Origin of the sequence: Luteimonas chenhongjianii (genome assembly GCF_002327105.1) — a bacterium.
GTDB classification, from domain to species: domain Bacteria; phylum Pseudomonadota; class Gammaproteobacteria; order Xanthomonadales; family Xanthomonadaceae; genus Luteimonas; species Luteimonas chenhongjianii.
This window is the reverse complement of record NZ_CP023406.1, coordinates 1726105-1748346: the sequence shown is the minus strand read 5'-3', so window position 1 is coordinate 1748346 and position 22242 is coordinate 1726105. Positions and strand designations below refer to the sequence as shown.

Sequence of the window (22242 nt, the reverse complement as noted above, 5' to 3'; positions counted from 1 at the left end):
TCCTCGCACGCAGCGCGCTGCGCTGCAACCGCCACGACGCTGCGGTTCAACGTTCGCTGGCCGGCGGCACCACCGGCGTCACCGATACCCGCACGCGCAAGCGGTTGCCGGGGTCATAGGGCAACCGCGAGCGGTACTTGACGCCCTTGTGCACATAGTCGACGTCGTAGGCGATCGGCCGGCGGAACTCGCGCTCGATCGGCACCATGCGGCAATTGCCACCTGCCGAGCGGTCGACCTCTTCCACCAGATCCTCGTCCGAACGCAGCACGTCCTTGACCGCGCCCACCCAGCGCGCGACCCCGCGCCGCTGATCGTCGGCATTCACCGGGGTCGTCGCTTCGCAGCGCTCGACCATGCTGGTTGCGCGCAGGGTCTGGTAGACCGGCTCGGCGCGCAGCACCTGGGCATACTCCATCCGCGCATTTTCCGGGGGGGCGCCCTGCGCGAACGCGGGCGACGCACACGCCATCAGCACCGCCACGACAGGCAGTGCAGCGCTTGGGCAGAGGTGGGCGCGAAACGGATTGGACACCGGGCCAGTGTAGGCCGCCCCCCGTCCCCGGGCTGAATCGGCGCTGTCGTGCGCCTGCCTGACCGCAGCCGTGGCGCGCCAGCGAGCGCACCGACGGAATCGGGCGCGGCGGCCCGACCGCCGGTAGAATCGTGCGGTTTCCCCGGCGAGCGCGACATGTCCCTGCATCTCTTCAACAGCCTCACGCGACGCGTCGAGCCGTTTGCGCCACTGGATCCCGCCTGCCCGACCATGTACGTCTGCGGACCCACGGTCTACAACTACGTGCATATCGGCAACGCGCGCGGACCGGTCGTGTTCGGCGTGCTGGCCGACCTCCTGCGGCGCCGGCATGGCGCGCTGAAGTACGCGCGCAACATCACCGACGTGGACGACAAGATCAATGCCGCCGCGCGCGAACAGGGCGTGCCGATCTCGACGATCACCGACCGTTTTGCCGCCGCCTACCGCGAGGACATGGCCGCGCTAGGGATCGCCCCGCCGGACATCGAACCCGCCGCCACGGCGCATATCGACGAGATCATCGCGATGATCGAGCGCCTGATCGACAGCGGCCACGCCTACGCCGCCGAGGGCCATGTGCTGTTCGCGGTCGGCAGCTTCGACGGCTACGGCAAGCTTTCGCGCCGCGACACTGAAGACATGCTCGCCGGCGCGCGGGTCGAGGTTGCGCCGTACAAGCGCGATCCTGGCGATTTCGTTCTGTGGAAACCCTCCACGCCCGACCTGCCCGGCTGGGAATCGCCCTGGGGCACGGGCCGGCCCGGGTGGCACATCGAATGCTCGGCGATGGCCGCTGCGCATCTGGGCCCGACCATCGACATCCATGCCGGCGGCGTGGACCTGCAGTTCCCCCACCACGAGAACGAGATCGCGCAGAGCGAGTGCGCCCACGGCGGCGCGCCGTTCGCGAAGGTCTGGCTGCACAACGGCATGCTGACGTTTGCCGGCAGCAAGATGTCCAAGTCGATCGGCAACATCGAGCGGGTCCATGACCTGGTCCGCGCGCACCCGCCCGAAGCGCTGCGCTATGCCCTGCTGTCTGCGCATTACCGTCAGCCTCTGGACTGGTCGGACGGGCTGATCGAGCAGTCGGTGCGTACGCTGGACCGGCTCTACGGCACGCTGCGCGATCTGGGCGACGTCGACGCCGCGGCGCGCATTCCGGCCAGCATCGAAAGCGCGCTCGATGAGGACCTCAACACGCCGGCGGCGCTGGCCGAGCTGTCGCGCATCGCCGGCGAGGCGCGCAAGGCCAGCGACGCGTCGGCGCGCACGGCCCTCAAGGCCGAACTGCTGGGCGCCGGGCTGGCTCTGGGCCTGCTGCAGCAGGCGCCCGCAGACTGGTTCGCCCGGGGCGCCAGCGATGATGACGATGCGCGCATCCAGGCGTTGATCGACGAGCGCGTCTCCGCCAAGCAGGCCCGCGACTTCGCCCGCGCCGATGCAATCCGCGACCAGCTTGCGGCAGAGCGGATCGTGCTCGAGGACACGTCGCAGGGCGTGCGCTGGAAACGCGGCTGATCGGATCTTCCGATCGCGCCACCCGGTACACGCCGGGTCACTGCGTGCGGTGACCATCCAGCGGCAGCTCCGCGAAACCCGGAACACACGCACCGCCAAAGTACGCGCCGGACAGCACACAGCCGGCGTTCCGCGCGCCGCCGCGTCGTCACGGCCCGCGCGACCTCGCCGTCGCCGTCGCCGTCGCCGAGCTGCGAGCGGGACCGCACGCACAGAAAAGGCCCGCTTGCGCGGGCCTTTTCTGCGTCGGGCAGGCGCTGCCGTCAGACGCGGCGGAACACCAGCGAGCCATTGGTGCCGCCGAAGCCGAACGAGTTCGACATGACGTAGTCGACCTGGTGCTCGCGCGCGGTGTGCGGCACGTAGTCGAGATCACAGCCGACGTCCGGCGTATCCAGATTGATGGTCGGCGGAATCACGCCCGTGTGCAGGGCCATGACCGAGAACACCGCCTCCACGCCACCGGCCGCACCGAGCAGGTGGCCGGTCATCGACTTGGTCGAGCTGACCATCACCTTCGATGCGTGCTCGCCGAGGACGCCCTTGATGCCCATCGTCTCGGCCAGGTCGCCGGCCGGGGTCGAGGTGCCGTGCGCATTGATGTAGCCGATCTGCGAGGGATCGATGCCGGCATCGTTGATCGCGGCGCGCATGCAACGCCCGCCACCCTCGCCGTTCTCGCTTGGCGCGGTCATGTGGTAGGCGTCACCGCTCATGCCGAAGCCCGCAAGCTCGGCGTAGATCCGCGCGCCACGCGCCTTCGCACGCTCGTACTCCTCCAGCACCAGCACGCCCGCACCGTCGCCCATGACGAAGCCGTCGCGGCCAACGTCCCACGGACGCGAGGCGCCGGTCGGATCATCGTTGCGCGTCGAAAGGGCCTTCATCGAACAGAAGCCGCCGACCGATGTCGGCGTGGTCGCGAACTCGGCGCCACCGGCCACCATCACATCGGCATCGCCGTACTGGATCATGCGCATCGCCAGGCCGATGTTGTGCGTGGCCGTCGTGCATGCGGTGACCGCGGCGATGTTCGGGCCCTTGGCACCGGTCATGATCGAGACCTGGCCGGAGATCATGTTGATGATCGTCGAAGGCACGTAGAACGGCGAGATCTTGCGCGGGCCGCCTTCGTGGTACTTGACCGCGGTTTCCTCGATGCCCTTGAGGCCGCCGATGCCCGCGCCGATCGCCACGCCGATGCGCTCGGCATCGGGCGACTGGCGGATATCGATGCCCGAATCGGCGATCGCCATCAGGCCACCGGCAACGCCGTAGTGGACGAAGGGGTCCATCTTCTTGACGTCCTTGGGCGCGATCCACTGGGTCGCATCGAAACCCTTCACTTCACCCGCGATGCGCGTGGCGAAGTTCGAAGCGTCGAAGTGGGTGATCGGGCCGATGCCCGAGCGGCCATTGACGATGCCGTCCCAGCTCGAAGCCAGGTCGTTGCCCAGTGGCGAGAGGATGCCGATGCCCGTGATGACGACGCGGCGCTTGGCCATTTTCAACTCCTGAGAAGTCGGTAGCGGCAGTGCTCGCCGCCAATACGCGCGAGGCCGCTAGGCGGCCTCGTGCTGGAACATGTCGGTCCGGCCGCAACGCGACCGGGACCGTGGCGCGACCCGCCAGCGGGGCGGGCAGACGCGCGCGCGGGCTCAGCCCTTGGCGTGCGCCTTGACGTAGTCGATCGCCTGCTGCACCGAGGTGATCTTCTCGGCTTCTTCGTCCGGAATCTCGCACTCGAATTCTTCTTCCAGCGCCATCACCAGCTCGACGGTGTCGAGGGAATCGGCACCGAGGTCGTCGACGAAGGAAGCGCTGTTGCTGACTTCTTCTTCCTTGACGCCCAGCTGCTCGATGACGATTTTCTTGACGCGCTCTTCGATGTTGCTCATGGGTCGTTTGCTCCGGGGAGGCGAGTTTCGGTGGATAGTGTAAGGGAAAGCCGGGCGATGGGCGCACCACCATCAAGCCCTTGCCATTCAACGGCTTGCCCTCTGAATTAAAATGCCGGCGCAGCCCTTCTCAGGGCATGTACATACCGCCGTTGACGTGCAGGGTTTCACCGGTGATGTAGGCCGCCGAGGGGCCGGCCAGGAAGGCCACCGCCTGGGCGATGTCATCGGGCTCGCCAAGCCGGCCGAGCGCGATGCGTTCGGTCAGCGCGGCCTTGGATTCTTCCGGCAGGTCACGCGTCATGTCGGTGGCGATGAAGCCGGGCGCGACCACATTGACGGTGACCCCGCGCGAACCGATTTCCTTGGCCAGCGACTTCGAGAACGCGATGATCCCGGCCTTCGCCGCGGCGTAATTCGCCTGCCCGGCATTGCCGGTCACGCCGATCACCGAAGCGATGTTGATGATCCGGCCGCGGCGCGCCTTCATCATGCCGCGCATCACCGCCTTGCAGCTGCGGAAGACGCTGGTGAGGTTGGTATCGAGGATCGCCTGCCAGTCCTCCTCCTTCATTCGCATCAGCAGGTTGTCGCGGGTGATGCCGGCGTTGTTGACCAGGATGCTGATCGCGCCGAACTCCGCGGCGATCGCTTCGACCAGCGCTTCGATCGCGCCGGGCTCCGCCACATCCAGGACGCGGCCATGCCCGCCATGGGCGGCGAGCCGCTCACCGATCTTCGCGGCGCCCGCTTCGGTGGTCGCGGTACCGATCACGGTCGCGCCCTGCGCGGCCAGCGTGTCGGCGATTGCAGCGCCGATACCGCGGCTGGCGCCGGTGACGAGGACGATTTCGCCCGAGAGGGGGGTGTTCATGGGAGTTGCTCCAGAGGATTCGGTTCTACCGCGGCCGACCGGGCGCGCGCCGACGAGGATACCGGGCGCGCCGACACGCGCACCCGGTGCGACGGTTCAATCCGGGTCAGGCCGGCCAGTCGGCCAGTGCGGCGTCGAAGTCGTCCGGCGCGCCGAGGGCACGCGTCTCGATCGACTTGTCGATACGCTTCGTCAGGTTCGAGAGCACCTTGCCGGGCCCGCATTCGCCGATCCGCACCACTCCCCGTGAAGCCAGCGCTTCGATGCAACGGGTCCATTGCACCGGCAGATACAGCTGGCGCACCAGTGCGTCGCGGATCGCCACGGTGTTCTCGTGGACGATCGCGTCCACGTTCTGCACGACCGGCAATCGCGGCTCGCTCCAGGTCACCGTCGCCAGCGCCTCGCCGAGGCGGTCCGCGGCGTCGCGCATCAGCGGCGTGTGCGACGGCACGCTGACCGCGAGCTTCACGACCTTGCGCACGCCGCGTTCACCAAGCAACGCGATCGCACGATCGACCGCGGCGACGTGGCCGCCGATCACGATCTGGCCGGGAGAGTTGAAGTTGGCCGGCACGACGACCGACTCGTCCTCCGAGGCGTCGCGGCAGACCTCGTCCACGAACTCGTCCTCGGCGCCGATCACCGCCGCCATCGACCCGCTTCCGGCGGGCGCCGCGTCCTGCATCAGCTGCCCGCGCAGGCGCACCAGGCGCGCGGCATCGGTCAGCGAAAGAGCACCTGCAGCGACGAGCGCGGTGTACTCGCCCAGACTGTGGCCCGCCAGCGCAGCCGGCGTCGCGCCGCCCTGCTCCAGCCACGCCCGCCACACGGCGACGCCGGCGGCAAGCAGCGCAGGCTGGGTGTACTCGGTCTGGTTGAGCTGCGTCTCCGGACCCTGCTGCGCGAGCGTCCACAGATCCACGCCCGCGCCTTCCGAGGCTTCGTTGAACGTGTCGACGACGATCGGATGATGCGCCGCGAGATCGCCGAGCATGCCGAGCGATTGCGAGCCCTGCCCCGGAAAGACGAATGCGAGTTGGGATGCGGTCACGCGCGTTTCCAGCCGTAGAACAGGCACCGATGATAAATGCGAAGCTGCGACATTGTCTGTACCGGGGCGTATGCGGGGGCCTCCCACGTCCTTTCTTTCGTCAATCCGATGCGGCCACCGAACACGATGGCCGCTGCCTCATGCCCCCCCGCCATCCGGATGCCGGAGCGCCGCCGCCCCACGCGGCCCGGCGTACACCGCGTCGAGCGCAACGGAAAGCGGCTTTCACCCCACGCGGGAGTATTCTGCGCATTCACCCCACACCTCCCGCATCTACCGAGCATCCCATGACCTCTGCCCGGCGAGTGACGTCACTGCTGATTGCTGCCAGCTTGCTGGCAGCCTGCAATAACCAGGCACCCGAACCCTCCCCCACAGACACTGCGGCGGTTGCGGCAACGGACTCCGCGACCGTGTCCGCCCCCGCCGTGCCGGTTTCGCTGCAGGACTATGTCGCTGCTGCCACAACGCCAGGTGGTAACTGCGCGCTGGATGCTGTAAACGGCGGCCCGTCGGCTGGCACCAGCGTCGCAACCGGAACCCAGGTCTCCATGTCGGGATGGATTGCAGATGCCGCGAACGGCGTACCCGGCGACGCACTGCTGGTGCTGACCGGAACCTCGCGCAGCTACTCGGGAGCCTTGCCTGCGGGCGTAGAGCGTCCTGACGTGGCCGCCGCGCTTTCAAGCGAATCAGCGCGATTGTCCGGTTACAACATCGACGTGTCGCTGCAGGGTGTGGAGCCCGGCGACTATGCGCTGACCATCGTGCATGGCAGCACAGCGCCCCAGGCCTGCAATCTCGGCAAAGCATTGTCGGTCACTCCAGCCACCTGACAGAACGCCAGGGCGCGGTTGCTGCCACGCCCCTTCCGAGTGGTATCTCCCAGGATGACGACGCTGCGTCTGCCGGAAGGGCCCGAGCGCTTGCCCGAGCCCTTCGCGGGAAGGGCCGTACGCATGCGCCTGCTCCGGCTCAGAACATCATCCGCAGCAGTTCGATCTCGCCGTCTTCGAGCCAGTCCCAAAGAACAGCGGCCACGAGCAGCATCGGCAACAGCGTCGCCGCGCGCACGACGAGGATCGAATGCGCGACGTGGCGCGCGGAGCGACCGAGCCAGCCGATACGCTGCGCGAAACCCTTCAATCGCCCGACGCGGCCCGCATGGGCGGCCACTTCCGGTTCGCGCCGCATCACGCGCGAGAGCATATCGGCGAGCGCATCGGTGCGGCCGTCATAGTATTTCGCCATGCCGAACGCGAACATCAGCCAGTCGCGGGCCTGCGCCTGCGGCAACGACATCACTTCCAGCGGGTCTTCCTCGAAGTCGATGAAACCGACGCGGCCACTCTCGTCGAGCGTGATGTTGCGCGGCAGCGGCTGACCGAAATAGGCGCCGCGCGCATGCGCATCGGCAATCGCGTCGATCACCGCGGACGTCAGTGCATCGATACGCGCGGCATCGCCATCGGCAGCACGCAACTGCGCGGCGAACGTGTCGCCCAGATTGCTCAGCAACAGCGTGGAGGCGCCCTCACCGAGCACGCGCGGCACGCGCACGCCCTGGGCACCAAGTTCGGCCAGGCGGCGTGCTTCGATCTGCTTGGCTTCGCCGCCACCGGGATGCGGCGGCGGACGCAGCGCGCCGATATCGAGCCCGCGTGCGATCGCATCGAGAATGCCGAGACCGAACTGGCGGCTGTCGCCGTCGGCGTACGCCTTGAGCCAGGCATCGCGCCCGGCCACGACCATGGATTCGACGCCCATGCGGGAGCCTCCGTGTCGTGCGGACGCGAAGTCCGCGAAGTGGAATCACCTGCGGGGCCGACCGGCGCCGCACGCGGGACTCAGTAGCGCAGCAGCGCCGAGCCCCAGGTGAAGCCGCCGCCGAAGGCCTCCAGCAGCAGCAGCTGGCCGCGCTGCACGCGACCCGAACGCACCGCCTCGTCCAGCGCCAGCGGCACCGAGCCCGAGGAGGTGTTGCCGTGCTTGTCGACGGTCACGATGACGCGGTCCATCGACATGTCCAGGCGCTTGGCCGTGGCTTCGATGATGCGCAGGTTGGCCTGGTGCGGGATCAGCCAGTCGATATCGTGGCGATCAAGACCGTTGGCCTCGAGCGTTTCCTCGACCACCGAATCGAGCGCCTTGACCGCGTACTTGAACACGTCGCTGCCGGCCATCTGGATGCGCACGCCGGCGTTGGGCTGGTCGTCGCGGAAGCCCGCGGACACGCCCACAGGATTCCACAGCAACTCCTTCTTCGCGCCGTCGGCATGCAGATGGGTGCTGAGGATCCCGGTCTCGCTGTCGGCCTTGAGGACGACGGCGCCGGCGCCATCGCCGAACAGCACGGCCGTGGTGCGCTCGCTCCAGTCGACCATGCGGGTCAGGGTCTCGGCCCCCACCACCAGCACGGTCTTCGCATCGCCCGAGCGGATGAACTTGTCGCCGATCGAAAGCGCGTAGAGAAAGCCCGAGCAGGCCGCGTTGACGTCGAACGCGCCGCACCCGTTGGCGCCCAGTCGCGCCTGCAGCAGGCAGGCGGTGGACGGAAAGATGATGTCGGGTGTCGTCGTGCCGACGATGATCAGATCGAGATCGGCAGCCGACACGCCGGCCGCCTCCATCGCACGCGTCGCGGCGTGCACGGACAGATCGCTGGTGGTCTCGCCCTCGGCGGCGACATGACGCTCGCGGATGCCGGTGCGCGACGCGATCCACTCATCGCTGGTATCGACGAACTTGGCCAGATCGTCGTTGGTCAGCACCTTTTCAGGCAGGTAGCTGCCGGTACCGGCAATGCGGGAATAGATGCGTTCGCTGGTCATCTGCTGGGCGGCCTTCGCGTCGTGCGCGTGATCGTGAAGCGGCGTCTGTGCCGACGGCAGACGCAGCCGCCCGTCAGGGACGGCAGCTGCGCCAGTGCATCGAGCGCCCGGCGCCGCAGCGCCGGACAGCAGGAATCAATCTTCCTCGACGACGCGCGTCTTCGGCTGGATCACCTGCTTGCCACGATAGTAGCCGTCGGCGGTGATGTGATGACGGATATGGGTCTCACCCGTCGTCGGATCGGTCGACAGCTGCTTCGCGCTCAGCTTGTCGTGCGCGCGACGCATGCCACGACGGGACGGGGTGACGCGGGATTTCTGCACAGCCATGGGAGTTGCTCCAACAGGTTCTAGTTGTTTCGATCTTTCTTCAAACCCGCCAACGCCGCGAACGGGTTGACGCGTGTCTCTTCTTCGGTCGACACCGGCCAGTCGCGTTCGACCGCTTCGGAGCCAGGTGCGACCGGAATCGCGGGTATTGCCAGAATCAGTTCGTCCTCCACCAGCGCCGCCGGCGCCAGCGAGCCGTCGCCCTCGAGCAGCAGCGATTCGTAGTCGGGCAACAGACCGGCCTCTTCCGCTTCGTCGCGGATCAGACCCAGCCGCTGCTCGATATCGAGCGGCAACACGAAGCGCTTGAGCGTCCGCTGACAGATCAGCGGCAACCCGGCCTGCACGCGCAGCAGCGCATACGGCTGCTGCAGCGCGTCGCGACCGAACTCGATCGAGCAGATCACATCGTCGCCATCGGCATCGGCCAGAACTTCGCGCAGGCGCGTCAGGGACGCCAGCGGCAGGCGCCCGTCAAGGCGCATGCTGCTCGCGACCATGCGCCAAGCGTCTACCAACTCGGGCATTTTCGCGGACATAAGCCGCCGAATGTTAAAGAGGTGATCGGGGCCTGTCAAACCGGCGCTGCACGAGGCGGCGCAGCGGTCGACCGGAACCATTGCCGCAGCCGTGTCCTCGCGGGCAGACTGGACCGCCAGCAGGAGCCCAAGGCATGCCACCGATCCCGAGCCTGGCGCTGGCCACCCTGCTGGCGCTCGCCATTGTACTGCTCTGGCGCCATGCCCGGCGGCGCCGCCGCCTAGCGTTCGCGCGCGTCCTCGACGCTGCCGATGCATTCGAGGCCCGGCTGCGGACCGTCCGCGCGCGCCTCGGCACGGTGGAGGGCGATCCGGTGCGCGAGGCCCTGCAGGAAATGCTGCGTCAGCGGTTGTGGCTGCAACAGCACGGCGGGTCTGCCGGTGTGGCCGCCCTGGACGCGATGCGCGTATCGATCGAACAGGCCCAGGCCCGCATCGACCGTCATCTGGCCGACCTGACCTCGGCGATCGAAGGCGGCGTTGCGTGAGCCGGCCGCTGATCCTCGGCTCCACCTCCCAATACCGCCGCGACCTGCTCGGGCGTCTGCGCCTGCCCTTCACCTGCGAACGACCGGACGTCGACGAGACGCCGCAGCATGGCGAGCGCCCCGACGCGCTCGCCAGCCGCCTCGCGCTGGCGAAGGCGGTCGACGTCGCGGCGCGCCACCCCGGCGCCTGGGTGATCGGATCGGACCAGGTCGCCACGCTCGACGGGCGGCCGCTTGGAAAGCCTGGCGACCGCGCCACCGCGATCGCCCAGCTGTCGGCGATGTCGGGCCAGAGCGTCATCTTCCATACCGCCCTGGCGATCGTCAGCCACGGCCAGCCGCCGCTGCAGGCGCAGGACCGCACCGAAGTGGTCTTCCGCGAACTCGGGCCTGGCGAGATCGCGCGCTATGTCGACGCCGAGCAGCCGTTCGACTGCGCAGGCAGCTTCAAGTGCGAAGGCCTGGGCATCGCGCTGTTCGATGCGATCCGCAGCGAAGACCCGACCGCACTGATCGGCCTGCCGCTCATCGCGACGGCGCGACTGCTGCGCGTGGCGGGTTACGCCGTGCCCTGATCAGGGCGCAGACGCCGGTCGCGATGGCGCGATCCAGACCGGTTGCTCCGCCCAGCGCTCGACCGAGCCGTCGGCGCCGATGATCTCCATTCCCAGCCAGCGCCGACCCGGCGCCAGCGTCGCGGGATCGATCGTCGCGGTGAATCCGATGCGGGGCTGCGCCGGATCGCGCGACGCCCCGCGCAGGAAACGCTCGGCAACCCACTGATTGGGCAGGCCGTAGCGCGCGCGCGCCACGGGCCCACCGTCGATCGTGATGACCACCTCCGCTACCCCGCTGCCGTCCTTGACCGCCCAGCCGCTTACTTCAAACGGCGCATCGACACGCGCCCCGGCGAGCGGCGCGTCGATATGGGCCACCGCCGGCAGCACGCAGTCACCGGTGGCCGCGGGCGCAGCCGCCCCCAGGTGCGCAAGGATGAAACGCTGCGCCCCGCGATCGGCGTTGACCACGCGCGATACCGGCAGCTCGCCCATCCGCGCGCAGACCGCCTGGTAACGCTGCAGCAGTGCACTGAACTTGACGTCGTTGGCACCGATGACCATAAGCGCGGGGCGCCCCTGCAGCTCGTCGCGGCTGTCGAGCTGGAGATCCCACAGCTGCAGCTGGGGCGCGCGGCCGTGATGGCGATTGAGCGGATGATCGAGCACGCGGATGTTTGCATCGCCGAGCGCGAAGCCCAGCTCGGCGCCGATCTTGAAGTTGTCGGCAATCAGGACCGTGTCGGCCGGCATCGTCGCCAGCTCCTCGCGCACAGCCTCGGCCAGCGTGTCCCAACCGGCGAAGTTGGCGGGATACCACTTCAGGCCGGCGCTGCGCTCGCGCACCGCCGGCTCCGAGACCGCGGCGTAATAGCCCACCACGCCGACGAAGCCGAGCGCCAGCGTGATCCAGGTCGCCACGCGCAGCCAGCGTGGCCACGACATCAACACCAGGCCGACCAGCGGCAGCAGCGCGAGATAGCCGGGCAAGGGCCAGTGGAAGCTGGCGCGCTCGGTATCGGCGACGAAGCCCAGCACGAAGAACGCCAGCAGCAGCAGGCCGCCGCACAGGGCAAGGAACCGCGCTGCGTCGTCGGGCGCGCGGCGCAGACGCCACGCGGCGCTCAGCAGCGCCGCAAACAGCAACGGGGTGACCATCACCGCCTGGATCACCAGGAACTGCCAGCCGTCGGCATGCAGCGCCCAGGGATGGCGGTCGACCATCTGGAAGCGCAGGCCCGCCTCGGCATTGTCGACGTTCCACACCAGCAACGGGATCCACGCCGCCGCCCCTGCGGCGATGGCGATCCATACCCGGGGATCGCGCAGGGCCTCGCGCCCGTTGGCGATCAGCAGCAGTGCCACCATGCCCACGCCGATCACGGCGATAAAGCGATAGTGGCTCAGTGCACCGAGCGAGAGTCCCAGCGCGAGCAGCAGCGCGCCGCCATAGGTCACGCCGCGCAGCAGGCGCACGCCGGCGTCCAGGCACAGCATCGTGGCCAGGGCGAGCATCGCATCGGGCAATGCCATCACGCCGAGCGATCCCAGCAACGGCATCAGCAAGGCGGCGCAGCCGGAAATCCAAGCCGCTTCGGTATCGAACTCGCGCGCGGTCAGGCGCACCACCAGCCATGGGACCAGCGCCGAGATCGCGATGAAAGGCAGGCGCACTGCGAGCAGACCATCGCCGAAGACTTCGGTCCCCAGGCGGATCAGCCACGCGGTCAGACCCGGCAGATCGGAATAGGCCCAGGACGGATGCTGCCCTTCCAGCCAGTAGAAAGCTTCGTCGACGAACAGCGGCAGCCGCGCCGCGATCGCCAGTTTCAGCAACACGATCGTCGACCAGAGCACGACGAACACCGTGCGCATCTGCATCCGCATTGAACCTGACCTCGCTACACTCCGGGGGGACCGCCGCAGGAGCTCCGAATGCCCGATCCGACGACGCCCGCCATGCTAACCGACGCGCAACGCGACGCTCTGTCGTTGGCCATCGCCCAGGTCAACCAGCTGGTGCTGGGCAAGCCGACCGCGGTGACGATGAGCTTCGTCGCGCTGCTTGCTGACGGCCATATCCTGATCGAGGACCTGCCCGGCCTTGGCAAGACCACGCTGGCGCACGCGATCGCCGCGACCGTCGGCCTGGAATTCCAGCGCGTGCAGTTCACCTCCGATCTGTTGCCGTCGGATGTCGTCGGGGTTTCGGTTTACGAGGGAAGCGCGCGGCGCTTCGAGTTCCACGGTGGGCCGGTCTTCACCAACGTGCTGCTTGCCGACGAGATCAACCGCGCGCCGCCCCGCACGCAGAGCGCGCTGCTCGAGGCCATGGCCGAGCAGCAGGTCACCGTCGATGGCACCACGCATTCGCTGCCGGATCCGTTCTTCGTCATCGCCACGCAGAACCCGGTGGATCTTTCGGGGACCTATCCGCTGCCGGATTCGCAACTCGACCGCTTCCTGCTGCGGCTCACGCTCGGCTATCCCGACCGCGACGCCGAACGTGCGCTGCTTGCCGGCAGCGACCGCCGCGCGCTGATCGCCGAGGCCCTGCCGCGGCTCGGCGCGGACGACCTGCGCGCCCTGCGCGACGCGGTGACCGCGATCCACGCCAGCCCGGCACTGATCGACTACGTGCAGGCGCTGCTCACACGCAGCCGCCAGCATCCGGGCGTACGGGTGGGGCTGTCGCCGCGGGCCGGGCTGGCGCTGCTGCGCGCGTCGCGGGCGCTGGCACTGCTGAAGGCCCGTGATCACGTCGTGCCCGAGGACGTGCAGACCCTGTTTCCGCTGATCGCCAGCCATCGCCTCGTGGCCGAGGCCGATGCCGGCGGCGGCGACTTGGCGGCGTCGATCCTGCAGGCGGTCCCGGTCGACTGATGCCCGCCCTCACCGGCCTGCTCCGCCGCATCCAGGGCTGGGTGCGCCCGCGGCATCCCGAACCCTTGCCGGTCCGCCTCGAGCGTCGGCGCATCTACATCCTGCCCACCGGCTTCGGTGCGTTCGTCGCCGCGCTGCTCGGGACCATGGCGATCGGCGCCCTCAACTACAACAACAACCCGGCGTTGCTGCTGTGCCTGCTGCTGGTCGGCGCGGCGCTGGCGAGCCTGCTGTGGACCCAGTTGCAGCTCAGCGCCATGGAAGTGCGGGCCATACAGGGCGAGCCGGTCGCCGCGGGCCTGCCGATGCCCCTGCACGTCCATGTCGAGGCGCCGCCGGGACGCGAACGGCGCGGACTGCGGGTCGATATCGAAGGCTCGGCCGCGACGCTGTCGCTCGACGACACCGGCGGCGAGGCCACGGTCGCACTGGCGACGGTGCGGCGCGGCTGGCTGACCCCGCCGCGTCTGCGCATCAGCACGTCGCGTCCGCTGGGACTGGCACGCGCCTGGTCCTGGGTTTGGCCGCAGACGCGCTTTCTGGTCTATCCCGCGCCCGAGCCCGTCGGACCGCCGCTGCCATCGAACGGTGGCGACGCAGCCGAGCCCCGGCTCGACCCGGCCGGCGAGGAACTGCATCACCTGCGCGACTGGCGCAGTGGCGATGCACCGCGGACGATCGCGTGGAAGGCCTCCGCGCGCCGGGACGTGCTGATCGTGCGCGAGCTCGAACGCCCCCGCGGAGACGATGTCACGCTCGACTGGAGACGGCTCGGCGGCCTCGACCACGAAGCGCGGATCCGCCGCCTCGCGCGCTGGGTCGACGAAGCCGAGCGCCAGGCCCTGCGCTACCGGCTGCAGTTGCCCGGCGCGCAGCCGATCGGCCCCGACCGCGGCGCCGCGCATCGCCATGCCTGCCTGCGCGCGTTGGCACTGCTGCCGGAGGCTGGCTGATGGCCCGCCATGGCCTGCCGCTCGATGGGCCCGGGCGCCGCGCGGCGCTGCTGGCGGCGTCCACATGCCTGTTGCCGTTGCTGCTGCAGCTGCCGATGCCGCTGCCGGTGATCATCGCCGGCGCCGCCATGACCGCAGCACTGATGGCAACGCGGGGCGCGGCACCCGGGTGGCTGCGGACCGTTCTCGCGCTCGCGGTCTTTGGCGTGGTTGTCGCCCAGGGAGGGCTGCACCTCGGCCGCGACACCGCCTGCGCCCTGCTCGCCGGCATGCTGGCGATCAAACCGTTGGAGCTGCGGACCGTCCGCGATGCCCGCAGCCTGCTCGGGTTCGCCCTGTTCGCGCCGTTCGCGACCTTCCTGCTGGACCAGGGACCGGTGTCGCTGGTCCTCGGACTGCTCGGCGCCGCTCTCGTGCTTGCCGCACTGCTGCGCCTGTCGGAGCAGGAGTCGGGACTGCCGGCGGGGGATGTGCGCCCGCTTGCCCGCTTGAGCGCCGTCATGCGCCTGATCGCGATCGGACTGCCCCTTGCGCTCGCCGCGTTCTGGCTGTTCCCGCGTCTGGCCACGCCGCTGTGGGGTCTGCCCGACCTGTCGACCGCGCGACCCGGGCTGTCGGACGAGATGTCGCCGGGCGACTGGATCGACCTGCTCGCCGACGACGCCCCTGCCCTGCGTGCCAGCTTCCGAGGCCCGGAACCCGCGCCGCGCGACATGTACTGGCGCGGTCCGACGCTGATGCACTACGACGGACGCACGTGGACCGCCTCGTCGTGGCTGCGTGCGGCGCCGCCGGCGCCGGTGGAACACGGCGCGACGGTGTGGGACTACGACCTTGCGCTGGAGCCCACCGAGCGCAACCTGCTGGTGGCGCTCGAGATGCCGCTGGCGTTGCCCGACGGCATGCGCGCCGCGCACGAGCACACGCTGACCAGCGAGCGCAAGCTGGACCGGGTGACGCGGTGGCAGCTGCGTTCCGCGCCGCCGGTACGCTTCGAGGCCGACCTGCCCGCTGCCATGCGGCAGCTCGCGCTGCAGTTGCCGGAGGGCTTCAATCCGCGCACGCGTGCGCTTGCCCGGCAGTGGCGCGCCGAAACCGCGGACGACGGCGCCCTGGTCGAGCGCGCCCTGGCCTGGATCCGCAGCGACTTCGCCTACACGCTCACCACGCCGCTGGCCGGCCGGCACGCGGTGGACGAATTCCTGTTCGAGCAGCGCGCCGGCTTCTGCGAACATTTCAGTTCAGCGTTTGCGATTCTGATGCGCGAAGCCGGCATCCCTGCCCGCGTGGTCACCGGCTATACCGGGGGCGTCCGCAACCGCTATGGCAACTACTGGATCGTGCGGCGCATGGATGCCCATGCATGGAATGAGGTCTGGCTCGAGGGGCGCGGCTGGGTACGCGTGGATCCGACCGCCGCCGTCGCGCCGGAACGCATCTACGACACGCTCGCCGACCGCCTCGGCGGCGGCGGTGCGGGCGAGACAGTGCTGCCGATCGCGGACCTGGGGGACTGGGTGCTGCGCGGCTGGAACGACTTCGTGCTCGGCTTCGATGCCGCCCGCCAGCAGCGCATGCTCCAGCGGGTGGGCCTGGAGCGCATGGAAACCGGCGGGCTGGCGGCGCTGTTCGCACTGTGCGCGGCGCTTGCGCTGGGCTGGATGACTTGGTGGATCGCACGCAGCGAGTACGAGCGCGACCCGCTGCTGCGCGCCTGGCATCGGCTCGACCGTCGCTACGCGCGCCGCGGCCTGGGCCGCGCCCGCCACGAGCCGGCACTCGCCTGGGCGGAGCGGGTACTCGCCGCGCATCCGGGCGAGCACGCGCTGCTTGCCCTCACCCGCCGCTTCGTCGCGGCCCGCTACGCTCCGGCGTCGTCGGACGCCACGCTGATCACGGCGCTGCGCGCCCACCGCCCCACCCCGGAGACCCGCCAATGACTGCCCGCCTCCTCACCGTGCTCACCGCCACCTTGGCGTTGGCCGCCTGCGCCTCGCAGCCCAAACCGTTGCGGGGCGAGTACGTCGAAACGCTGACGCCCCACAACGCCATCCTTGGTGACTACACCGGCGCGGCGGTGCGCTGGGGCGGCGTCATCCTGCAGCTCGAGCCCGGGCCGGACGTCACCTGCTTCGAGATGATGGCCACGCGACTGACCGCGGGCGGGCGACCCTACTGGACCAGCAACGACACCCGTGGCCGGTTCATCGCCTGCCGCCCCGGGTTCTATGACCCGGCAGTGTTCACCGTCAATCGGGAAGTCACCTTTACCGGCCGGATCGCGGGCTACGACACCCGCCGGATCGGCGAGTACGACTACCGCTTCCCGCGCATCGATGCCGACGTCGTCTATCTGTGGCCGGTACGCGAGCGGGTCGAGGTCATCACCCGACCGGCGCCGTGGCCATGGTGGGGCTACTGGTAAGCCGCACCGGCTTCGTTCACACACGCGGCCGGGTTGGCGCCAACCGTCAGGCTGCCGGCGTGCCGAAGCGCCCGAGCGGCGCGCCCGCCAGCAGATGCAGGTGGATCTGGAACACCGTCTGGCCGCCGTCACCGTTGCAGTTCATCACGATGCGGTAGCCGTCCTGCGCGAACCCTTGGGCCTTGGCGTACTGCGCCGCGGCGACTGCGAGGCGGCCGACGATCTCCGGCGCATCGACCGGCACGTCGTTGAGCGTGGCGAAGTCCTGCTTGGGCACGAACAGCACATGGACCGGCGCCTGCGGCGCGATGTCGCGGAACGCGATCACGTTCGCATCCTCGTACACGATGTCGGCAGGAATCTCGCGGCGGATGATCTTGTGGAAGAGGGTCGACATGGGAGGCTCCGGATGCGGCCGCGCAGGGCGGCCCGAGGTCAGGTCACTTCGGCGCGGCTGCCGAAGGCATGCGACAGCGTGCCCCGGTCGACGTATTCCAGCTCGCCGCCGAGCGGCAGCCCGTGCGCGGGTCGACTCGGCCGCACGCCGTGCTGGCGCGCGATCTGCGCGAGGAAGTGCGCGGTCGCCTCACCTTCAACCGTGGGATTGGTCGCGATGATCAGTTCGCGCACCTCGCCTTCGGCCAGGCGCGCGCCGAGCAGGTCCAGGCCCAGCTCCCCCGGCCCGATCCCGTCGAGCGGACTCAGCCGGCCCTGCAGCACGAAATAGAAACCGCGGTAGCCGGTCGCCTGTTCGATCGCGAGCCGGTCGGCGGGCGTCTCCACGACGCACAGCGTCTGCACGTCGCGCGCCGCGCTTGCGCAGGTCGGGCAGACCGGCGTCTCGCTGAAGTCACGGCAGCGCTGGCAGTGGCCGATCTTCTCGACCGCCTCGGCAAGTACCGCAGCCAGCCGCGCGCCGCCCTCGCGCCCGCGCTCGAGCACGTGATAGGCCATGCGCTGCGCGGATTTCTGCCCGACACCGGGCAGCACGCGCAGCGCGTCGATCAGCTGTTCGAGCAGCGGCACGCGGGCTCCGTCGGCTGGATGCGGATCAGAACGGCAGCTTCATGCCGGGCGGCAGCGGCATGCCCGCCGTCGCACCCGCCATCCGCGCCTTGGACTCCTCGTCGATCTTGTTCGAGGCATCGTTGAAGGCTGCGGCGATCAGATCCTCGGCCATCTCCGGGTCCGACAGCACCGAAGGATCGATGCGCACCTTGCGGCACTCCTTGTTGCCGGTCAGGGTGACAGCGACCATGCCGCCGCCCGCGCTGCCCTCGACCTCGAGGCTGGCGAGCTCCTGCTGCACGCGCTGCATGTTTTCCTGCATCTTCTGCGCCTGCTGCATCAACTGGGCGATGTTTCCACGCATCATTGGAATCCTTGTTCGTCGTAGGGGCGGATGGAGTCCGGAACCAGCTTCGCGCCCTGTTGCGACATCAGGCGCTGCACGTCCGGATCGGAAAGAAAACTGGACTCGGCCGACGACTGTCGCGACTCGCGCGCACGCGCATTGCGCTCGTGCAGCGTCGGTGCGACCTCGCTCGCGGCAATGGCCGTCTCGAAGCGGATCTGCGGCGCCCCACCGAGTGGACCGGCAAGGGCCTCGCACAGTTGATGGACCATGATCGGCGCCTTCAGGTGAGCGTCGGACTCGGGCAGCGCGAGGCGCAGGACCGCGCCTTCGAGCGCGACGAACGCCACACTCGCCGCAAGTTCACGCACCGGGCCACGCAACGGCAGCTCGGCGACGAGGTCGAGCCAGCCATCGGCATCGAGCGAGCGCAGCGTCGTGCTGGCCGCAGGCACGGACACAGCCTGCGGGCGTGACGCGGCGCGCTCACGCGGCTCGGGGTGCGCAGTGGCAGCGGCGGGCTTCGGCGCCATTTCCACGACGACCTTTGCGACGGGGCGCGCAACCGGCGCCGGTTCCGGCTCGGGTCTGCGGGCCGGTACGGCGTCGGCGACGTGGGTAGAGTGCGATGCCGCCTGCGCGCCGAGTGCCGCGCGCGCAGCGGCCGGGCCGGTTCCCCGCGACACGCCACCGCTTGCGGGTGTTGTTGCCGCGCCTTCCGCCGGACGGAATGCGAGCATCCGCAGCACGGTCATCTCGAAACCGGCGCGCGGGCTCGGCGCAAGACCGATGTCGCGGCGGCCGTTGAGCGCCATCTGGTACCAGAGCTGCACGACTTCCGGACGCACCGCCGAGGCGATCGCATCGATGTCGATCCCTTCGCCCTGGACTGCGACTTCGGGCACCAGCTGCCGCACCTGGATCCGGTGCAGCGCTTCGGAGACCGCATCGAGCACGCCGCCCCAGTCGGGCGAGAATTCCGCCAGCGTGGCGACCTCCCCAAGCAGGGCGTTGCCATCACCTTCGGCGAGCGCCGACAGCAAGGCACCGACCCGCGTGCGATCGACGCTGCCGAGCATTGTGGCCACGGCAGCGTCGCCGAGCGCACCACCCTCGCCGCCCGCGCCGGTGTAGGCGATGGCCTGGTCGAGCAGCGACAGCCCGTCACGCAAGCTGCCATCGGCAGCCTTCGACAGCTGCCGGATCGCACCCGGCTCTACCGCAATTCCCTCCGCTTCGAGGATCCGGGTCATCTGGCCCTGGATCTGCTGCTCGTCGAGGCGCTTGAGGTTGAACTGCAGGCAGCGCGACAGCACGGTCACCGGCAGCTTCTGCGGATCGGTCGTGGCCAGCAGGAACTTCACGTGGCCCGGCGGCTCCTCCAGCGTCTTGAGCAGCGCGTTGAACGCCGACTTCGACAGCATGTGGACTTCGTCGATCAGGTAGACCTTCACCCGGCCGCGCGAGGGCATGTACTGCGCGTTGTCGATCAGCTCGCGGACGTCGTCGACACCGGTATTACTGGCGGCGTCGATCTCGAGCAGATCGATGTAGCGACCGGCGTCGATCGCGCGGCAGGTCTCGCACTCGCCGCAGGGATCGGACGAGGTGCCGGCCTCGCAGTTCAGGCTCTTGGCGAAGATGCGCGCGATCGTGGTCTTGCCGACCCCGCGGGTGCCGGTGAACAGGAAGGCGTGGTGCACGCGCCCGGTCTCCAGCGCATTGGTCAGCGCACGGACCACGTGCTCCTGCCCGACGAGTTCGGCGAACCGCTTCGGGCGCCACTTCCGGGCGAGGACGAGATAGGACATCGCCCTATTCTGCCACGGCCCAAAACGTTCCTTGTGACTGCTCGCGTCGGCGGATAGAATGGCCGGCCCGCGTCGCCCCCGGCGTCGCAACGCAGCGCCCGACGCTGCGCGGGTTCCAGTTCAGGAGAGGTGTCCGAGTGGTTGAAGGAGCACGCCTGGAAAGTGTGTAAGCGTCTAAACCGCGCTTCGGGGGTTCGAATCCCCCTCTCTCCGCCAGTAAAAGCTGTAACTGATTGAAAAATAAGCCGCCCTTCGGGGCGGTTTTTTCGTTCCCTGCTTTGTGCCCTACGCACGCAACCAGAGCACCGGTCGAGGATCAGTCCTGCTTGGCGAAGCTCGGTGTGCAGCCGCCAACCCGAGACTTTTCTTCTTCTCGGCCCCGGCAGCTGCCTGCGTGCAGTCCTTGGCAAATTGGAAGATCCAGCACTCGTCCACGACCATATGCCGTGGCACGAGCGAATCCGCAACGCCAATCTTCACAGTCGCCAAGCGCTTACGAGCACTCTCGGGCGGTGGCACCTCAGCAGCGGATCACTGGGGCTGGCTGAGTGTGCCGCCGCCCAGCGGCTTCACCAGCGTGCGCTGACACGGAAGTCCGCGCGGAGACTGTCGTGATCCTCCAACACGCGGTCCAGCGGATGGCCCAGGTCCAGGCTGTAGCTGTAGCGCGTAGCGAACTGCCCGTTCAGCCCCACGCCGACGCTGCTCATGCTCGCCGACGCGGGAAAATCGCCGCGCACCTCGCCGTGGTCGAAGAACAGGTAGACATCGTGCGCCTGCCGGTAGGGGCGGTGCAGCTCAATGCTGCCGAAGTAACCCTCCACGCCGGACAACGCACCACGCACGTAGCCGCGCACGCTGCCGATACCGCCGATCTGGAAGAGGTTGCTCGCCGGCAGGAACTCCCCGCTGGCGAACTGCCAGCCCAGCTGCGCGCGGTACAACAGGCCGGTCCCGCCGATGCGCTGGGTCCAACTGGTGGAGCCGTTGGCGATTGTGAAGCCGCGCCCCTCGGCGAGGGTTTCGTCGGTCCGTACGCGCGACACGCCCTGGTACAGGTTCCACTCGTAGCCGTCGTTTCGATAGCCGGCGGTGATGCCGAGCGTCAGCGTGGTCGAGTCGATCTCCGACACGCGTACGCTGGCGATCTCCGATTCGGAATTGCTGCGCGACAGGCTGGCCACCGTGGACAACAGCCAGTTGGGCGTGGCAACCCAGGGCTGGGTGTAGTCCAAGCCGTAGCTGGTCGATTGACCCGTGATGTCCAGGTTGCGGAACGCGCCGTCGATGATGTTGATCTGGCTTCGGGAGACGTTGAGGCCCAGACGGCCATTGCGCGCATTGACGATACCCGAATAGCCGACGCGGCCTTCGAGGCCGCCACGCGACCATGCGACCGAGCCTGCCAGCAGGTCGCTGATGCCTGCCAGGCCCCAGAACTGGCCCTGTGCGCCGTAGCGCTCGCGGCCAGTACTCTCCACGCCGGAGTTGTCGACGAACACGCCCCAGCTGCGAGGCTCGGGCACGTCGGCCACCAGCATGATGTCGGTCTGCCCGGGCGCTTCTCCGGGCCGTAGCAACGCGCGGACCTGCATGTCGGTGGTGCGGTTGAGGTACACCAGCTCGTCCCGCAGGCGCGCGCTGTTGACCACCTCGCCCTCCGGCTGGCTGACCCGCTTTTCGATGAAGCGCGCGGGCACCCCGCCTTCGCCGGAGATCTCCAGCCTGCCGAGCCGGCCTTCCATCAGCGTCACTTCGACCCGGCCGCTCTCGATCGACTGCTCGCGCAAAAGCGCCCGCGCGGTGTTGATGCCGGCCGCCTCATAGGCGCCATTGACCTCCGCGATCAGCGCATCGAGCTCGGCCAGGTGCACCTCGCGTCCCGTGTAGCGTGCAGCAATGGCGTCCAGAGTCGCAGGCGGCAGTAGCACCGAAGGCGTGAAGTCCACCTGCTCGAGCATGAAACTGCCGCCGCCTTGTCCGGGTGCGGCGTCCGCGTCCGGCGGCGGCGCCGATTGCAGTGGATCCTGCACGGGCTGTTGCGATTGCAACGGCTGGCGCTGCTCGTAGTAGCCGTCAATCCGCTGGGAGGCGTCCTGCCCGCCCCTGCTGGACTGGCCGTGAGCCATGCCGGGCAGCAACAGGCTGCAGATCAGTAGTGCGCTTCGATACATGGAATGGGGTCC

23 protein-coding genes and 1 tRNA gene are annotated in these 22242 nt (G+C 68.9%); 9 read left to right on the top strand and 15 right to left on the bottom strand.

Translation table 11 applies throughout. The features are described from left to right. Positions 1 to 46 precede the first annotated feature (46 nt). A complete protein-coding gene (locus CNR27_RS07995; protein ID WP_342744057.1) occupies positions 47 to 418 on the bottom strand; it encodes a hypothetical protein in 372 nt (123 codons plus the stop codon). Between the two features lie 273 nt (positions 419 to 691). Here CNR27_RS07995 and cysS point away from each other — a divergent pair, with 273 nt between their 5' ends. Beyond that, complete coding sequence (gene cysS / locus CNR27_RS07990) at positions 692 to 2059, top strand: cysteine--tRNA ligase (RefSeq protein ID WP_096297757.1); 1368 nt, start codon at positions 692 to 694, stop codon at positions 2057 to 2059. Between the two features lie 263 nt (positions 2060 to 2322). Here cysS and fabF read toward each other — a convergent pair whose 3' ends face one another. The 4 genes from fabF to fabD all read right to left on the bottom strand — a co-directional run bounded on the left by fabF (position 2323) and on the right by fabD (position 5885). Beyond that, entirely contained in the window at positions 2323 to 3564 is a 1242-nt protein-coding gene (fabF, locus tag CNR27_RS07985; RefSeq protein ID WP_096297755.1) for a beta-ketoacyl-ACP synthase II, read from the bottom strand. A 153-nt stretch (positions 3565 to 3717) separates the two neighbouring features. Further along, a complete protein-coding gene (gene acpP, locus CNR27_RS07980; protein WP_096297753.1) occupies positions 3718 to 3957 on the bottom strand; it encodes an acyl carrier protein in 240 nt (79 codons plus the stop codon). Between the two features lie 130 nt (positions 3958 to 4087). Next, positions 4088 to 4831: a 3-oxoacyl-ACP reductase FabG gene (gene fabG, locus CNR27_RS07975; protein WP_096297751.1), complete on the bottom strand. Its 744-nt coding sequence runs from the start codon at positions 4829 to 4831 to the stop codon at positions 4088 to 4090. 106 nt (positions 4832 to 4937) lie between these two features. Then, positions 4938 to 5885, bottom strand: a complete 948-nt coding sequence (gene fabD, locus CNR27_RS07970; RefSeq protein WP_096297749.1) for an ACP S-malonyltransferase — start codon at positions 5883 to 5885, stop codon at positions 4938 to 4940. Between the two features lie 287 nt (positions 5886 to 6172). Here fabD and CNR27_RS15250 point away from each other — a divergent pair, with 287 nt between their 5' ends. Next, complete coding sequence (locus tag CNR27_RS15250; RefSeq protein ID WP_157745317.1) at positions 6173 to 6721, top strand: hypothetical protein; 549 nt, start codon at positions 6173 to 6175, stop codon at positions 6719 to 6721. A 139-nt stretch (positions 6722 to 6860) separates the two neighbouring features. Here the strand turns inward: CNR27_RS15250 and CNR27_RS07965 are convergent, their stop codons facing one another. The 4 genes from CNR27_RS07965 to CNR27_RS07950 all read right to left on the bottom strand — a co-directional run bounded on the left by CNR27_RS07965 (position 6861) and on the right by CNR27_RS07950 (position 9585). Continuing rightward, entirely contained in the window at positions 6861 to 7652 is a 792-nt protein-coding gene (locus CNR27_RS07965; RefSeq protein WP_096297747.1) for a BUD32 family EKC/KEOPS complex subunit, read from the bottom strand. A gap of 80 nt (positions 7653 to 7732) precedes the next feature. Continuing rightward, the gene (locus tag CNR27_RS07960; RefSeq protein WP_096297745.1) at positions 7733 to 8716 is read right to left on the bottom strand and encodes a beta-ketoacyl-ACP synthase III; all 984 of its coding nucleotides are present in this window, start codon (positions 8714 to 8716) and stop codon (positions 7733 to 7735) included. Between the two features lie 135 nt (positions 8717 to 8851). Next, complete coding sequence (gene rpmF, locus CNR27_RS07955) at positions 8852 to 9046, bottom strand: 50S ribosomal protein L32 (protein ID WP_096297743.1); 195 nt, start codon at positions 9044 to 9046, stop codon at positions 8852 to 8854. A 20-nt stretch (positions 9047 to 9066) separates the two neighbouring features. Then, entirely contained in the window at positions 9067 to 9585 is a 519-nt protein-coding gene (locus tag CNR27_RS07950) for a YceD family protein (RefSeq protein WP_096297741.1), read from the bottom strand. A gap of 134 nt (positions 9586 to 9719) precedes the next feature. On the opposite strand from CNR27_RS07950, the gene CNR27_RS07945 reads away from it, so the two are divergent. Both CNR27_RS07945 and CNR27_RS07940 read left to right on the top strand, forming a co-directional pair. Continuing rightward, the gene (locus CNR27_RS07945; protein WP_096297739.1) at positions 9720 to 10073 is read left to right on the top strand and encodes a hypothetical protein; all 354 of its coding nucleotides are present in this window, start codon (positions 9720 to 9722) and stop codon (positions 10071 to 10073) included. Further along, entirely contained in the window at positions 10070 to 10648 is a 579-nt protein-coding gene (locus tag CNR27_RS07940) for a Maf family protein (RefSeq protein WP_096297737.1), read from the top strand. The genes CNR27_RS07945 and CNR27_RS07940 overlap by 4 nt, the downstream gene beginning before the upstream one ends. Here the strand turns inward: CNR27_RS07940 and CNR27_RS07935 are convergent, their stop codons facing one another. Beyond that, positions 10649 to 12511 carry an ArnT family glycosyltransferase gene (locus tag CNR27_RS07935; protein ID WP_245815573.1) on the bottom strand — a complete coding sequence of 621 codons (1863 nt, stop codon included), beginning with the start codon at positions 12509 to 12511 and terminating at the stop codon, positions 10649 to 10651. It abuts the gene before it with no gap. Positions 12512 to 12565: 54 nt separating this feature from the next. Between CNR27_RS07935 and CNR27_RS07930 the strand changes: the two genes are divergently transcribed. Genes CNR27_RS07930 through CNR27_RS07915 form a run of 4 tightly spaced genes read left to right on the top strand, consistent with a single transcriptional unit; the run spans position 12566 to position 16891 of the window. Further along, the gene (locus tag CNR27_RS07930) at positions 12566 to 13513 is read left to right on the top strand and encodes an AAA family ATPase (protein WP_096297733.1); all 948 of its coding nucleotides are present in this window, start codon (positions 12566 to 12568) and stop codon (positions 13511 to 13513) included. Further along, positions 13513 to 14466, top strand: coding sequence for a DUF58 domain-containing protein (locus CNR27_RS07925; RefSeq protein WP_096297731.1), 954 nt, complete (start codon positions 13513 to 13515; stop codon positions 14464 to 14466). The genes CNR27_RS07930 and CNR27_RS07925 overlap by 1 nt, the downstream gene beginning before the upstream one ends. After that, positions 14466 to 16406, top strand: coding sequence for a transglutaminase TgpA family protein (locus CNR27_RS07920; RefSeq protein ID WP_179948158.1), 1941 nt, complete (start codon positions 14466 to 14468; stop codon positions 16404 to 16406). The genes CNR27_RS07925 and CNR27_RS07920 overlap by 1 nt, the downstream gene beginning before the upstream one ends. Continuing rightward, positions 16403 to 16891, top strand: a complete 489-nt coding sequence (locus CNR27_RS07915; protein ID WP_096297729.1) for a Slp family lipoprotein — start codon at positions 16403 to 16405, stop codon at positions 16889 to 16891. Before CNR27_RS07920 ends, CNR27_RS07915 begins: the two co-directional genes overlap by 4 nt. Positions 16892 to 16937: 46 nt before the next feature. On the opposite strand, the gene CNR27_RS07910 is transcribed toward CNR27_RS07915, so the two are convergent. From CNR27_RS07910 to dnaX, 4 genes are read right to left on the bottom strand one after another with little or no spacing between them, the layout of a single operon-like run. Then, positions 16938 to 17288, bottom strand: coding sequence for a histidine triad nucleotide-binding protein (locus tag CNR27_RS07910; protein ID WP_096297727.1), 351 nt, complete (start codon positions 17286 to 17288; stop codon positions 16938 to 16940). A 38-nt stretch (positions 17289 to 17326) separates the two neighbouring features. Continuing rightward, the gene (gene recR / locus CNR27_RS07905; RefSeq protein WP_096297725.1) at positions 17327 to 17917 is read right to left on the bottom strand and encodes a recombination mediator RecR; all 591 of its coding nucleotides are present in this window, start codon (positions 17915 to 17917) and stop codon (positions 17327 to 17329) included. A gap of 25 nt (positions 17918 to 17942) precedes the next feature. After that, the gene (locus tag CNR27_RS07900) at positions 17943 to 18263 is read right to left on the bottom strand and encodes a YbaB/EbfC family nucleoid-associated protein (RefSeq protein WP_222843089.1); all 321 of its coding nucleotides are present in this window, start codon (positions 18261 to 18263) and stop codon (positions 17943 to 17945) included. Continuing rightward, positions 18263 to 20056, bottom strand: a complete 1794-nt coding sequence (gene dnaX / locus CNR27_RS07895) for a DNA polymerase III subunit gamma/tau (protein ID WP_096297721.1) — start codon at positions 20054 to 20056, stop codon at positions 18263 to 18265. The genes CNR27_RS07900 and dnaX overlap by 1 nt, the downstream gene beginning before the upstream one ends. Before the next feature lie 123 nt (positions 20057 to 20179). Between dnaX and CNR27_RS07890 the strand changes: the two genes are divergently transcribed. After that, positions 20180 to 20272: transfer RNA gene (locus tag CNR27_RS07890), tRNA-Ser, on the top strand. A gap of 353 nt (positions 20273 to 20625) precedes the next feature. On the opposite strand, the gene CNR27_RS07885 is transcribed toward CNR27_RS07890, so the two are convergent. Further along, entirely contained in the window at positions 20626 to 22230 is a 1605-nt protein-coding gene (locus tag CNR27_RS07885; protein WP_179948157.1) for a ShlB/FhaC/HecB family hemolysin secretion/activation protein, read from the bottom strand. Positions 22231 to 22242: the final 12 nt, after the last annotated feature.